The 14025-nt window shown below is 40.0% G+C and carries 12 protein-coding genes; 6 read left to right on the plus strand and 6 right to left on the minus strand.

Going from position 1 to position 14025, the window contains the following annotated elements; translation table 11 throughout:
- The first annotated feature begins 109 nt into the window (after nt 1-109).
- The 3 genes from BUB99_RS10430 (at nt 110) to BUB99_RS10440 (ending at nt 4631) form a co-directional block, all read left to right on the plus strand.
- Entirely contained in the window at nt 110-790 is a 681-nt protein-coding gene (locus BUB99_RS10430; RefSeq protein ID WP_073122237.1) for a response regulator transcription factor, read from the plus strand.
- Entirely contained in the window at nt 787-2055 is a 1269-nt protein-coding gene (locus BUB99_RS10435) for a sensor histidine kinase (protein ID WP_073122240.1), read from the plus strand. The genes BUB99_RS10430 and BUB99_RS10435 overlap by 4 nt, the downstream gene beginning before the upstream one ends.
- A gap of 149 nt (nt 2056-2204) precedes the next feature.
- A complete protein-coding gene (locus tag BUB99_RS10440) occupies nt 2205-4631 on the plus strand; it encodes an outer membrane beta-barrel family protein (RefSeq protein ID WP_073122242.1) in 2427 nt (808 codons plus the stop codon).
- Between the two features lie 78 nt (nt 4632-4709).
- On the opposite strand, the gene hpf is transcribed toward BUB99_RS10440, so the two are convergent.
- From hpf to BUB99_RS10460, 4 genes are all read right to left on the minus strand, one after another.
- Nucleotides 4710-5009 (minus strand): ribosome hibernation-promoting factor, HPF/YfiA family, encoded by a 300-nt coding sequence (gene hpf, locus BUB99_RS10445; protein ID WP_073122245.1) that lies wholly within the window; start codon nt 5007-5009, stop codon nt 4710-4712.
- Between the two features lie 28 nt (nt 5010-5037).
- Complete coding sequence (locus tag BUB99_RS10450; RefSeq protein ID WP_073122248.1) at nt 5038-5907, minus strand: tyrosine-type recombinase/integrase; 870 nt, start codon at nt 5905-5907, stop codon at nt 5038-5040.
- A gap of 64 nt (nt 5908-5971) precedes the next feature.
- Nucleotides 5972-6166, minus strand: coding sequence for a 30S ribosomal protein S21 (gene rpsU / locus BUB99_RS10455; protein ID WP_073122250.1), 195 nt, complete (start codon nt 6164-6166; stop codon nt 5972-5974).
- Between the two features lie 73 nt (nt 6167-6239).
- On the minus strand, nt 6240-7406 hold the full coding sequence (locus tag BUB99_RS10460) for an acyl-CoA dehydrogenase family protein (protein WP_073122252.1): 1167 nt from the start codon (nt 7404-7406) through the stop codon (nt 6240-6242).
- A 179-nt stretch (nt 7407-7585) separates the two neighbouring features.
- Between BUB99_RS10460 and BUB99_RS10465 the strand changes: the two genes are divergently transcribed.
- The 3 genes from BUB99_RS10465 (at nt 7586) to BUB99_RS10475 (ending at nt 11116) form a co-directional block, all read left to right on the plus strand.
- Nucleotides 7586-8896: a UDP-glucose dehydrogenase family protein gene (locus tag BUB99_RS10465; RefSeq protein WP_073122254.1), complete on the plus strand. Its 1311-nt coding sequence runs from the start codon at nt 7586-7588 to the stop codon at nt 8894-8896.
- Between the two features lie 129 nt (nt 8897-9025).
- Nucleotides 9026-10051 (plus strand): dTDP-glucose 4,6-dehydratase, encoded by a 1026-nt coding sequence (rfbB, locus tag BUB99_RS10470; protein WP_073122255.1) that lies wholly within the window; start codon nt 9026-9028, stop codon nt 10049-10051.
- Nucleotides 10052-10090: 39 nt separating this feature from the next.
- A complete protein-coding gene (locus tag BUB99_RS10475) occupies nt 10091-11116 on the plus strand; it encodes a nucleoid-associated protein (protein ID WP_073122256.1) in 1026 nt (341 codons plus the stop codon).
- Nucleotides 11117-11135: 19 nt separating this feature from the next.
- On the opposite strand, the gene BUB99_RS10480 is transcribed toward BUB99_RS10475, so the two are convergent.
- Nucleotides 11136-11528, minus strand: a complete 393-nt coding sequence (locus BUB99_RS10480) for a response regulator (protein ID WP_073122258.1) — start codon at nt 11526-11528, stop codon at nt 11136-11138.
- Between the two features lie 20 nt (nt 11529-11548).
- Complete coding sequence (locus BUB99_RS10485; RefSeq protein WP_073122260.1) at nt 11549-13903, minus strand: PAS domain-containing sensor histidine kinase; 2355 nt, start codon at nt 13901-13903, stop codon at nt 11549-11551.
- Nucleotides 13904-14025 lie beyond the last annotated feature (122 nt).

Raw genomic sequence — 14025 nt, forward strand, 5'->3', positions numbered from 1 at the left:
CTCGTCGCTCCCCACCCGACTTATCAAGTGAAAATCTCCATTATTGATTAGCTTCAGACAAAATTCAAAATCTAATGTTTTATTTGTCCTTCATCAACCCTCTATTTGAATGAAAGTACTTCTGACCGAAGACAACGTTGATTTGCAAAACAACATCCTCACCTACCTCCAAAATGAAGGTATTCTCTGTGAGTGTGCTACGTCTATTCAAGCCTGTCAAGACCGGCTCGTTGCATTCGAATACGACATTCTAATTCTAGACAGAATGTTACCAGATGGAGATGGTATTGAGATTATCCAGTTTGTCAAGTCGAGAAATATCAACATCAGCATCCTCATTGCATCCGCCAAAAATGAGTTGGATGACAAAGTAGAAGGGCTCAACCTTGGTGCAGATGACTACATTACTAAGCCATATTTCATGACAGAGCTAATCGCTCGACTCAAAGCACTCTACAGACGAAACACGCTGGGCGGCAATCAAAAACTACAGATCGGTAACATCACCATAGACACAGACAAACAAGAAGTCTGTATCAACAACACCCTAATCCCACTCACCAAGAAAGAATACGATTTGCTCCTCTACATCTATGCTAACAAGAACCGAATCATAACCAAACTAGCGATCGCCGAGCATCTTTGGGGAGATTTCACGGACACGTTAGGTTCTTTGGACTTTGTCTATCAACACATCAAAAATCTTCGAAAAAAAATCATCTCCGCAGGTGGCAATGACTTCATACAGACAGTCTATGGCTCTGGATATAAATACGCAATTGACGCATGAAACTCGTTCAAAAACTTACGCTATTCTACTTGCTACTTAGTTTAGTTGTTCTTTCTCTGGGAGGGGTCTTCTACTATATTACCTTCACCCAGTTAATTGATAAAGAAACCGATTATGAGCTCAATGGAGAAGTAGGCAGACTCTCCAAATTCATTGAAAAAGGAATCCCTTATGATTCCCTTACCGATCAGCGCGTACAAATTTCACTCATAGTAGACAGTGCAGACATGCACCATTCGAGAGCATTCAAGGACACCACAGCCTATCACGGGCCTTCCAAGGCAATAATTCACCACCGAAAGATCAAAAAAACAGTTCAAATCAACCAAGACTGGTACCATTTCCAAATCTACGAATCAGTCATCGAACCCCTCGACACCTTTTATGGAACTTTCAAAGCTACGCTAGTCGTATCTATAGCATTAATTCTATTCTCCCTGATTTACAGCTTTTTCGTATCTAAATGGCTCCTTCAACCCTTTCACAAAGCACTAAAACTTATTCAGAACTTCAATGTCCAAACCTCTACACCAATCGTAACTGAACCCGCCAGCACTTCAGAGTTCAAAAAACTCAATGACTTCATTGAGAACATGACACACCGAACAGTCACAGACTATAATAACCTCAAAGAATTCTCCGAAAATATAGCACACGAGATCCGTACACCACTCGCTATTGCTTCAGGAAAACTCGACCTCCTGATGCAAAACAGTGAGCTGTCCGAACAACAAATCGATTGGACAATTCAGTCCCAAAAGGCGCTTAACAAGGTCTCTAAGATTCAACAATCTCTGGTCACTCTTAGCCGGATAGAAAACAAGGAGTTCAACCATATTGCAGACATCCAGCTCAGTCATATGATCCGACATATCTGTGAAGAAAACGCCGACATATTTGAACTACGACACATCCATATCGAAACAGAATTAGCAACTGACACAGTCATCCAAAACGACCCTGTACTAATCGAAATCTTACTCACCAACCTTCTCCAAAATGCCATCAAACATAACCTATCAACTGCCGGCAATATCACGATATCGCTAAGCCATACTAAACTCAAAATAACCAACTCAGGATACGATCTACACGCCACGACAGAGATACTCATGCAACGGTTCAAAAAAGACAGCTCCAACAACGATTCTATCGGTTTAGGTCTATCTATCATCAAAAAGATCTGTGATTTATCCAACTATGGATTTGATTATTCCTTTGATCAGAGTCTAAAACAACACGAAATCACCATTGAGCTATCCTAATCACCCTATTCACTATCTCACATACATGACTGGGAGTCTTTCGTTTGTATCCAAGGCTATCTACCCACTCATGTAAAACTTCAAATTCTACACAGATTTGCATTCTATCTTTGTGATGAAAACATTTAAAACGTACGATTATCGAACACATGAAAGCATTATTCCTTGCTGTATTCACCACCATCCTATTTTCTATCCCGAACTGGTCCATTGCTGCCACTGAGTACCAAGTCAGAGGCAAAATAATTGATGCTTCATCAAAAGAACCTTTGGCATATGCTACTGCTTCTATTCATGACAAAACCACTAACGAGTTAATCGATGGACAAATCACACAAGAATCAGGCACCTTCCAGCTTCAAGTAAAACCTGGTTCTTATTATTTGGAAGTAAAATTCATCTCCTTCGAAACCAAAAACATCAATTTCATAGTCAGCAACTCAGATGTCAACCTAGGAGACATTATGCTGACAGTCGACAGCCAAGAATTGGAAGAAGTAGTAGTTCAAGGCAGGAAAGAACAAGTCGAATTTTCACTCGATAAAAAGACCTTTAATGTAAATGAAAATATAAGTAATATCGGAAAAAATGCTTCCGACATACTGGACAATCTCCCTTCTGTACAAGTAGATGTAGAAGGCAACGTTTCTCTCCGGGGCAATGACAATGTCAACATCCTAATCAATGGAAAGCCATCAGGCATGGCAGGCATGAGTAGTCAAGATGCACTCCGCATGCTACAAGGCAATATGATCGAACGAGTAGAAGTGATCACCAATCCATCGGCACGCTACGATGCAGAGGGCACGGGCGGCATCATCAATATAGTACTCAAAAAAGATGCACAAAAAGGCCTGAACGGGACATTCGGACTAGACGCTGGATACCCTGACCTGATCAGACCCAATGCCAGTATCAACTACCGGTCAGGCAAGTTCAACTTCTTCGCCGGAGCAGGCCTCAGCTACCGCCGCTACAACGGCTATGGAGAATCATACACGACTTACTATGAGACAGACACCACTTACGCTACCGATAGCCGTCGCGACCATGATCGGGGAGGCATCTCTCAAAACTATAGAGTGGGTGCAGATTATTTCATCAACGACAATAACAAGCTCACCCTCACAGGAATTTATAATGTAGGAGACGAAACCAATAATACTACACTAATCTACCATGATTTTGACGTCTACGATTCGCTACGCTACATTACGAATAGGGATGATACTGAGCAAGAAGACGAAAGTCTAATCGAAACCTCCCTTAATTATGAAAAAACTTTCTCTGATCACGAGGATCATAAACTAACAGCATATCTACAATACCGTGACAATAGCGAATTAGAGCAGTCAGACATCGATCAGGTATCGACTAAACCAGATAGCGATGTGATCCAAAAGGTGAGAAACGACGAAGGGGAGAAAACTCAACTAGCACAGGTAGACTATATTCATCCCTTTTCAGAAACCGGAAAATTTGAGCTCGGCATTCGAACTTCACTAAGAAACATCCGAAATGACTATCTAATCGAAAGTCTAGAAAACGAAATATGGGTCAGAGAAGATAGTTTGTCCAACGATTTTGAATACCAAGAAAACATCTATGCCGCCTACGCTATTTATGGCAATAAATTCGGCAAGATTTCTTATCAACTCGGCTTACGGGTAGAAGCCACCAACATTGAGACAACACTTGAATCTGAAATACTTGATGACACGAACACAAAAAAATATGTCAACTATTTCCCCTCCGGGCATTTCACCTACGAAATGAACGAAAATCAAAATGTACAATTGAGTTACTCACGGCGTCTACGTAGACCCAGTTTCCGCAACCTTAATCCTATTAGTGGGTTTAGCGACTATAGAAACCTACGCTTTGGAAACCCTGACTTAAACCCTGAATTGACAGACTCCTATGAACTAGGGTATCTCCATAATTGGGAAACGGGTTCTTTCTATGGAGGGATATACTACAATCATACAACCGATGAGATTGATCGTTTGACTTTCCCCAGCCCAAATCCAGATGACGATGGCGTGATGCATTCTAAGCTCTACAATCTAGCGACTGAAGATGCCTATGGTTTTGAGATCAATGTATCGCAGGACTTCACCGATTGGTGGACAATGAATGGTGACTTCAATTTTTTCAGGCGAATCACAGCAGGGGAAGCGAGAGGCGAGTCATTCGATGCAGATGCCCGCTCCTACAGTGCCCGGGTCAACACAAAGTTTGACCTTCCTCAAGACATTGATTTTCAGGCCAACCTGAACTACAGAGGACCGCAGAACACCACTCAGGGAAAGAGACTGGCATTCTACACCGTTGACTTAGGTGCTACCCGTGACTTCTTCGATGGCAAAGCCACACTCACAGCCAGTGTACAAGACTTGTTCAACACCAGAAAGTACCGAAACGAGTCTGCCGATACAGGCTTTGAGTCCAGCTCGGTGTTTCAATGGAGATCGAGACAGTTTATTCTCAGCTTTACCTACCGTCTTAATCAGAAGAAAACCAGAGAAGATAAGCAAGACAACAATCAAAACAATAATAACGACGGGGAACTATAAACCGCCCAATTGATTAGATATAAAAAAAGCCGAAGTTCTCACTTCGGCTTTTTTTATATTCTTAATATGTAATACGACTTAGTGAGCCGCCATCTTTTCCTTTCTCTTTTTCAGTTGACGTCTCAGTGATTCTATCACCTCATCTGTCCCTGCCTCAAAAGACTTAGATTGTCTCTTAGCAAATAACTGTGTCCCAGGTATATTAACCTTAATCTCTATTGTCTTATTATCTCTCGAATCTGCGTTCTCCACTTTCATGATAACCTCACCATCAATGATACGGTCATAAAATGTTTCCAACTTGTCAGCCTTCTTTTGGATGAAGTTTACCAATTTTTGATCTGCGTCAAAATGAATGGAATGCATCTGTAATTTCATAAGATTAAATTTTAATTAAACAATTGATTTATGCCTTTGGATGCGCCTGATCGAAGGTCGATTTTAGCTTCTCCAAAGAGTTATGAGTATAGACTTGAGTAGCAGCAAGACTTGCATGTCCCAGCAAATCCTTGACCGCATTCAAGTCTGCCCCATTATCTAACATATGCGTCGCAAAAGTATGTCTTAGCACATGAGGGCTTTTCTTATTTATTTTTGATATCAACCCGAGGTATCGCTTCACTATCCTATTGATCAACATAGGATAGCATGGCTTACCAGCATCTGTCACTAACAAAAATGGACTATCAAAACCAGCTTCTTGCTTATGCTTATTATACGTTTTGATGATAGAGGTGTTGTCAACTGACAGAGGAATAATACGCTCTTTATTTCTTTTTCCTAAAACCTTAATGGTAGCAACATACAAATTAACATCCGCAACCTTTAAACCTATCAATTCGGACAATCTAATACCGGTACCATAGAGTAGCTCGAGTACCAAACGGTCTCTTTGGCCTGAGAAGTTATCTTCAAACACCATCTGATCCAACATGTTATTCATTTCAATTTTTTGAATAAACTCTGGTAGAGGCTTAGGTATTTTGAGCGGGCGTATCCCTACTACAGGATTCTGGGCAACTACTTCTCGTTTTATAAGGAATTTATAGAAAGTTCGCAGGGATGCAATCTTCCTGTTAACTGATCGGGGCTTGATATCAGCTTCAATGAGAGAAACTATCCAAGTTCGCAAAAGCTTTGGATTAGCAGTTTCTAGCGTTTCGTTAAGATCTTCTAAAAAAGCATGAAATTGATTGATGTCAATTTCATATGATTGTACAGTATGAATGCTGTACCGCTTTTCGTTAAGAAGGTGTTTTATAAAAGGTTCTATCATTAGTATAACCTTGACATGAAGGTTATACTAACTTATCAAAAACCATCCAGAAAAACTACAAAGACTAGTAGTTTTCGTCAGCGAACATTTTCTGCTTGTAAGCAGCTCTGATCTTTTGCGTTCTCTCTGTAATAGAAGGCTTTTCAAAGTATGCTCTAGACCTCAATTCTTTCAAAACACCCGTTTTTTCAAACTTCTTTTTGAATCTTTTCAAAGCCTTATCAATTGATTCGTTCTCTTTAACGTTTATAATTAACATAATATCTTGTTTTCTAAAGGAGCGCAAATTTATGATTCAATTCAGACTTTACCAAGACTCCCTCTAGTATTAATTAAATTTTATCAAACAAAGTACGAGATATAACTAACTTCTGAATCTCTGAAGTCCCCTCCCCTATCGTACACAATTTAGCATCTCTGTAGAATTTTTCGACTGGAAAATCTTTAACATAACCATAGCCTCCAAAAATCTGAACAGCGTCATTGGCTACAGAAACAGCAGTTTCTGACGAATGAAGCTTTGCCATCGCAGATTCTCTATTTACACTTTTGCCTTGGTTTTTCAGTTCAGCAGCCTGCTTGATCAATAGTCTTGACGCCATCACCTGAGTCGCCATGTCCGCTATCTTAAACGAAACCCCCTGAAATTTAGCAATCTCTTGATTGAACTGCTTCCGCTCCTGTGCATATGCAACAGCCGCGTCTAATGCCCCCTGAGCTATCCCAAGCCCTAATGCTGCAATAGAAATACGCCCCCCATCAAGAATCTTCAAAGCTTGCACAAACCCTTCTCCAACTTCTCCCAATATATTCTCCTCAGGCACTCTACAATCCTCAAAAATCATTTCAGCAGTCTCTGATGCCCGCATCCCCAATTTATTCTCTTTTTTACCTCCAGAAAAGCCAGGCGTCCCTCGCTCCACCACAAAGGCCGTCATACCATGTGAATCACCAGCTTCACCAGTCCTTGTCATCACTACTGCCAAATCACCACTAATCCCATGGGTGATAAAATTTTTCGTACCATTGATCACCCAATGGTCACCATCCTTTCTCGCAACTGTCTTCATATTACCTGCATCAGAACCTGTATTAGGCTCTGTCAAGCCCCATGCACCTATCCATTCTCCTGACGCAAGTTTGGGCAACCATCGTTGCTTTTGTCCCTCACTCCCAAACTGTAAGATATGCCCCGTACAAAGCGAATTATGTGCAGCAACGGATAAACCAATAGAACCGTCAATCTTTGCTATCTCCGAAACCACTGTCACATACTCATGATAACCAAAACCTGAACCTCCATACTCTTCTGGTACAAGAACCCCCATCATACCCATTTCACCTAGCTTCCTAAACAAGTCAATAGGAAACTCCTGAGTCTCATCCCATTGCATGAACTGCGGTTTAATCTCCTTTTCAGCAAAATTTTTAATCATATCTGCAATCAACTCACAGTTTTGAATAGAGATATTTTGCGTATTTTCGCTATTTTTTATCATTTTATTTAATTGATTATCAGTTATTAAACACAATTATTAAAACATTATCCGCAATAATAAAAATACGCATGTGAGATTTTTAAGTTACTACTTAAAATCACTTCATTTCATATCAAAACACTCCCATTTTAACAATTCAACCATTAGATTTGCACCACTCCAAATGAATTGAATAAAATATGAAAATAGCTGTAGTTGGAACTGGTTACGTAGGTTTGGTAACTGGCACATGTTTTGCTGAAACGGGCAACCATGTCACATGTATTGACATTGACGAGAAAAAAGTTGAAAAACTTAAAAACAAAATAATACCTATATATGAACCAGGGCTGGATGTCCTTTTTGACAGAAACATCAAACAAGGCAGATTAGACTTTACGACTAATCTGAAGGAAGGGATCAAAGGTGCTAAAATCATCTTTTTAGCACTTCCAACACCTCCAGGCGAAGACGGGTCAGCTGACCTAAGCTACATCCTTGGTGTAGCTGAAGATTTAGGCCCATTACTGGATCAATACACTGTCATCGTAGACAAAAGCACAGTACCTGTTGGCACAGCAGACAAGGTTACTGCAAAGATTGCTGAAAACGCTAAGGTAGAATTCAGTGTAGTATCTAATCCAGAATTCTTGAGGGAAGGGGTTGCCGTAGAAGATTTCATGAAGCCCGACCGTGTGGTCATTGGCACATCATCTACTAAGGCACAAAAAATCATGGAAGAGCTTTATGCACCATTAGTTAGACAAGGCAATCCTATCATCACCATGGATGAGAAGTCTGCTGAGCTGACTAAGTATGCTGCCAACTCTTTCTTGGCTACTAAAATCACGTTCATGAACGAAATCGCCAACATGTGTGAACTCGTCGGTGCTGACGTAGATATGGTAAGAAAAGGAGTAGGAACTGACTCTAGAATCGGAAAAAGATTCCTATTTGCTGGAATCGGATATGGAGGTAGTTGCTTTCCTAAAGACGTACAAGCTCTAGCCAAATCTGCAAAAGAGGTCAACTATAATTTTGAGATTCTTAATGCAGTAATGGCTAAAAACAAAGAGCAAAAGACCAAGTTGATAGACAGGCTCAAAGACCACTATGGTTCTGATCTCAAAGGAAAAACGGTTGCAGTATGGGGGCTTGCCTTCAAACCTTATACCGATGACATTAGAGAAGCCCCTGCTCTTGTTAATATTAAGGCGTTGTTAGAAGCTGGTGTTAAAATCAAGACTTACGATCCAGAAGCGATGGATAACGTCAAAGAACTTCTCGGTGATTCTATTACGTTCTGCAAAGATGAATACGACGCAGCAGAAGATGCAGATGCTCTTCTCATCATGACGGAGTGGCCAGTATTCAGGACACCTGACTTTGACAAAATCAAGTCTACACTCAAGGACAATGTCATTTTCGATGGTAGAAATCTCTATAATACTGAGACGATGGCCGAATTAGGAATTACTTATTACAGCATCGGTAGAGCGATTGTAAAGTAAGATTGAATAACAATACAAGACCGAGGTGTGAATTATACATTCATGCCTCGGTCTTTTTGTATAGGTAAGGCTATCTGTATAATTGACAACCCACAAGTTTCAAATCGAAATAGTAAAGCATTAGAACAAATGAAAAGATCAATACTTATCACTGGTGGAGCAGGGTTTATCGGTTCGCATGTTGTGCGATATTTTGTCAACCAATACCCTGATTATCAAATCATAAATCTAGATAAGCTAACCTATGCAGGAAATCTAGAAAACCTAACAGACGTCACAAATAGTAATTACAAATTCTTAAAAGGAGATATCTGCGAGGCAAACTTCATAGAGAAGTTGTTCGCTTCAGAGTCCATTGATGCCGTCATCCACCTGGCAGCAGAATCACATGTGGATCGTTCCATTGAAGACCCACTTTCCTTTGTCAATACCAATATAATTGGCACGGTAAACCTACTCAATGCTGCGAAGAAACAATGGAATGGAGATTTTGACAACAAGCTCTTTTATCACGTTTCTACTGATGAAGTCTATGGGTCACTAAAAGATGGAGAGTTCTTCTTAGAAACGACCTCATACGATCCTCAATCTCCCTACTCTGCTTCAAAAGCTAGTTCGGATCATTTTGTAAGAGCCTATCAAAACACCTATAACCTACCTATAGTAATCTCTAATTGTTCCAATAACTATGGCCCTAATCAATTTCCTGAGAAATTGATTCCAGTATGTATCGAAAAAATCATTGAAGAAAAGCCGCTACCCATATATGGGGCAGGTGTCAACGTACGTGATTGGCTATTTGTAGTAGATCATGTCACGGCCATTGATGCAGTTTTTCACAAAGGAAAAATTGGAGAAACCTACAATATAGGTGGCTTCAACGAATGGAAAAACATAGACCTAGTCAAACTCCTGTGTAAAATCATGGACAACAAACTAGGCCGTCCAGAAGGGTATTCTGCTCAGCTTATAACCTTCGTGACCGATAGGGCTGGACACGACATGAGGTATGCGATCGACTCTACCAAGATATCCAACGAACTCAACTGGAAGCCATCGGTACAGTTCGAAGAAGGACTCACGAAAACAGTAGACTGGTATCTCGCCAATCAACCTTGGTTAGACAATATTAAATCTGGTGCATACAGAAAATAGTCGTTTAATTTATCTTCGTAGACTTTAACACAATCACTCATGGTTATATCATCAGAAGTTCGGCTCAACCAATTGGTCATTCACAAACTGGCAGAAGAAGGTCTCATCACCTCTACTGGTAGTATCGACGCGCTAGACGAAGACCTTAATAAACTGTTGGTTAATTATTTCTTCAAGTCTTTCAAGGAAGAAGAGCGATACCATTTTGCGATCGACAATGAGGAGATTGATCCTAAAACTTTTGAAGTGGTTAGTCAGATTTTTGACAACCCTGAATCTCTTTACGATCACTCATTAGTACTAGCCTCACACCTCTCTGCTCTTTCTCAAAACCAAAACATTAAAGAAGGAGACTTCTTGGTGTGTCACTTTGAAGATTGCGTAATCGACGATGAAGTTACAGATGTGATCGGGTTGTTCAAAGTAGAAAACAAAGAGACCTACATCAAAATCATGGGGCAAGGAAACGATTTCAATATTATCTCCGATGAAGGTATAAGCATCAATAAACTCGACAAAGGCGTACTTATCTTCAATACAAGTAGAGAAAGTGGGTATCAAGTTTTGCTCGTAGATATAACAAACAAATCAAATAGTGCGCAATACTGGCAAAATGATTTTTTGGGACTAGAAAAAACGGTAGACGAATATTATCAAACACAAAACCTCATCAATAACATTCAGGAATTTGCTCAAGGGGCTTTCGAACAAAATGAAAAGCCAGAGAAGCTTTCCTTTGTCAATGAATCCATTGATTACTTAAAAAACAACGAATTTTTCAACAAAGAGGATTATCAAGAAAAGGTATTACAATCACCAGAACTGATTGATCAATTCGAGAACTTTCAAATAAAAAAACAAGAAGAAGAACCAGACCTAGACACCAATCAATTCGATATATCCAAACCAGCCATTAAGAACACCAAGAGATTCATCCGTTCGATCATCAAGCTAGATAAAAATTTTCATGTCTATGTACATGGCAACAAAGAGCAAATTACACGCGGGTACGACAATGAGCGAAAACTCAACTACTACACTTTATACTTTCACGAAGAACATTAGGGATTCCTACAAAAGAATTTTAACTAAAGACCTCTTCTAGTTTTTCGTTGGTGATAGGCTTACTGACAAATGAAATGATATTTTCATTGTCATTGGCTTTATCAATATCAGATTGAATCACTGAAGAAGTGACCATGTATAGCTTTATCTTAGATCTCATCTCTGAAGGCAGCGTCTGATAGTCCTGTAGAAAATCCCAACCATTTTTAACAGGCATATTCACATCCAGCATAACCAAATCTGGGAGTACATCCGCTTGATCTACGTTCTCTTTAAAAAAATCGTACGCCTCTTGCCCATTAAAAAAACTGAGAATTTCACATTCGAAATTTTTCATCTCGATTTGCTTCTTGATAATCAACTGAAACACCTGATCATCATCTATAACTGCTACCTTTCTTATCTTACCCATAATGTGAAATCTAATTTATATTAATGGTCTGTACTTATCAACTTTAATGTTCCAAAATCGACAATAAACTTAGTCCCTTTTCCTTCTTTACTTTCTACCGAAATCAAGCCACCTAGGGATTCTATCTGTGCTCTAGTGATAAATAGCCCTACGCCCCGCGCATCTTGGTGTGCATGAAATGTCTTTCGCAATCCAAACAGTTTGTCACCATGCTTTTCCAAATCTATCCCCAGACCATTGTCCTCAATCGAAAGATACCCTCTACCGTTTTGTTCCCAACTTCGCAGCTTAATCAGTGCCTTCTCATTAGACCTCCGATACTTTATCGCATTGGTCACTAGGTTCTGCAAGATACTCTCCAAATAGATTTTGGGATAAAAAATTGAAGGCATGTCAAAGTTAACCACAAACTCCGCATCTGCCTTAGCAATTTGGTCAACAATACTGTTTAGTATTTTCTCTAACACCTCCTCAAAATGCAAAATTTTCCTCTGTTTATCTAGCTCCCAAGAAGTCTTCACGACATCATTGAGCTCAATAATGGTCTCGTCTAGGTTGCGAACCGTCTTTCCTACATTCTCCCATACGAACGCCTGTGTGGCTTCTGACGGGTCCGCTTCTCTAATCTTAATCAGAGATAGCATATTGGTAATCGGTGCTCTCAAATTATGGGACGCGATGTGAGCAAACTCCTCCAACTGATTGTTTTGGCGAGCGAGATTTTCGTTAAGCACTTCCAATTCTTGGTCTCGAACTAGAATATGACGTTCCGCTTCTTTACGATCTGATATATCATAAAATGCAATTTGCACAGACTCTTCTCCTTGATAATCTATCAAGGTACCCATAGCCTCCACTTCTATTACTGACCCATCCACACATAGAAACTTCTGTTCGTTACGATGTGCCTTTTTGGTTTTATATATCTTATCTACTCTTGCTTGGGCGATTTCTTTAGATTCGGGATGGACAAAACTCATGGCTTGCTTCCCTACAAAATCATAGATGCTATTTCCTCGTGCTAAACGAACCGTCTCCGTATTTACGTGTTTGATCACACCATTGCTATGTATAATGATGCCAACTGGAGAGTTATCAAAAAGCAACTGAAAACGATTGGCTTCCTCTATTACTCGCTCCTCACTGAGACGTAGATCTCTTTCCACCTGACGCAACAATGTCACATCATTCAAGCTCATAATATTCTTAACAAATCTACCATGCTCATCTCTGATGGTGGTAGCAGAGAACATGACCTCCATGATATCACCATTCTTCTTGATGAACTGCAGAGCCACATCTTTACAGTAACCATTTTGCAAAAAATCAGGCAACATCTTGACGGCATCCTTTCTAGACCGTGATGTCAGAAAATGCATCGCTCGTCTACCAATCACGTCTTTTCTAGCATAGCCAGTCTTCTCTAGGAAGTAATCCCCCACTTCTATCACCACGCCAGACTTATTGGTAGAGGAGAAATAAGCTGGTGTATTATTATAAAGAGCCTTGAACCGGTTTTCGCTATCTTCAATTTTCTTTTGGTATTCAATACGCTGTAGCTCCGCAGCTGCACGTGTCGAAAATATTTGCAAGATTTTTTCGGTATGCGTACTGGACGCCAATGGTCTTTCGTAAAGTGCAAAAATGAACCCTATTGGCTTGCTATACAACTCATTGTAATAGAGGGGAATACCTACAAAACCATTAAAAACATGGTACTGGTTCAGTTCGAAGTGCGGAAATTTATTTTTGAAGCCATGACCAATCTCAAAATAAGAATGAGTAACGACCTCTTCGAAGGGTGAGCCTTCTATCTCCCACTCAACATTCTCAATTTTCCCTCCTATAAAGTTAACAGAGACAGTCTCCAAAAGATCTTGTCTATCATCTATTAAACATATCGCAGTATAATCGGCCTTGAGCGCTTTGGACAGCTGTAGCGTCAGTTGATCCAAATAATCAGTGCCCGTCCAAGAAGATGTCGCTTCATAGATATTCTGAAGCAAATCATAATATTCTATGAGTTCGTTTTCACGCTGCCTTTTTTTCGTAATTTCTTTGATGATCGCCAGAACCTCGTCTGTATCATTGGGCTCTACTAGCACTTCGTAGTGCGTCCTGCTCCCCAGCCTCCCTAATGAGAAATATGCAGATTGTGATTCTTGAGACTCGATACAATCACGAACCGCTTTGTACACCTCTCCTAAAAACTCAAAATCCTTAATATTCCGATTGTTGTACAAATCCAACTCCAAAATAGCTGGATCACTACTAGGATGACAATGACACTCCAATACCCTGCCACTCCAATCTATGCGTAGAATGGGATCTTTTACAATCTTCAGTAAACCTTGTTTGGTATCAATGGGAGTCATGTATGCGACGAAAATAAATCAATTAAACCATTTTGCTTTCACATACATGAGCAGATTCCGAAATAGTCATAGCTGATCAACTTTTCTCCAATTCGTAAATAGTGCTACTTGATTCCTTAGAA

This window comes from Reichenbachiella agariperforans (assembly GCF_900142205.1).
GTDB classification, from domain to species: domain Bacteria; phylum Bacteroidota; class Bacteroidia; order Cytophagales; family Cyclobacteriaceae; genus Reichenbachiella; species Reichenbachiella agariperforans.

Bases quoted from the DNA above. Each gene is read 5' to 3' on its own strand.
- BUB99_RS10475 (WP_073122256.1), top strand. From the start codon at position 10,091: ATGGTTATATCATCAGAAGTTCGGCTCAACCAATTGGTCATTCACAAA.
- BUB99_RS10480 (WP_073122258.1), bottom strand. From the start codon at position 11,528: ATGGGTAAGATAAGAAAGGTAGCAGTTATAGATGATGATCAGGTGTTT.
- rfbB (WP_073122255.1), top strand. From the start codon at position 9,026: ATGAAAAGATCAATACTTATCACTGGTGGAGCAGGGTTTATCGGTTCG.
- BUB99_RS10450 (WP_073122248.1), bottom strand. From the start codon at position 5,907: ATGATAGAACCTTTTATAAAACACCTTCTTAACGAAAAGCGGTACAGC.
- BUB99_RS10430 (WP_073122237.1), top strand. From the start codon at position 110: ATGAAAGTACTTCTGACCGAAGACAACGTTGATTTGCAAAACAACATC.
- BUB99_RS10485 (WP_073122260.1), bottom strand. From the start codon at position 13,903: ATGACTCCCATTGATACCAAACAAGGTTTACTGAAGATTGTAAAAGAT.
- BUB99_RS10440 (WP_073122242.1), top strand. From the start codon at position 2,205: ATGAAAGCATTATTCCTTGCTGTATTCACCACCATCCTATTTTCTATC.
- BUB99_RS10465 (WP_073122254.1), top strand. From the start codon at position 7,586: ATGAAAATAGCTGTAGTTGGAACTGGTTACGTAGGTTTGGTAACTGGC.
- BUB99_RS10435 (WP_073122240.1), top strand. From the start codon at position 787: ATGAAACTCGTTCAAAAACTTACGCTATTCTACTTGCTACTTAGTTTA.
- BUB99_RS10460 (WP_073122252.1), bottom strand. From the start codon at position 7,406: ATGATAAAAAATAGCGAAAATACGCAAAATATCTCTATTCAAAACTGT.
- rpsU (WP_073122250.1), bottom strand. From the start codon at position 6,166: ATGTTAATTATAAACGTTAAAGAGAACGAATCAATTGATAAGGCTTTG.
- hpf (WP_073122245.1), bottom strand. From the start codon at position 5,009: ATGAAATTACAGATGCATTCCATTCATTTTGACGCAGATCAAAAATTG.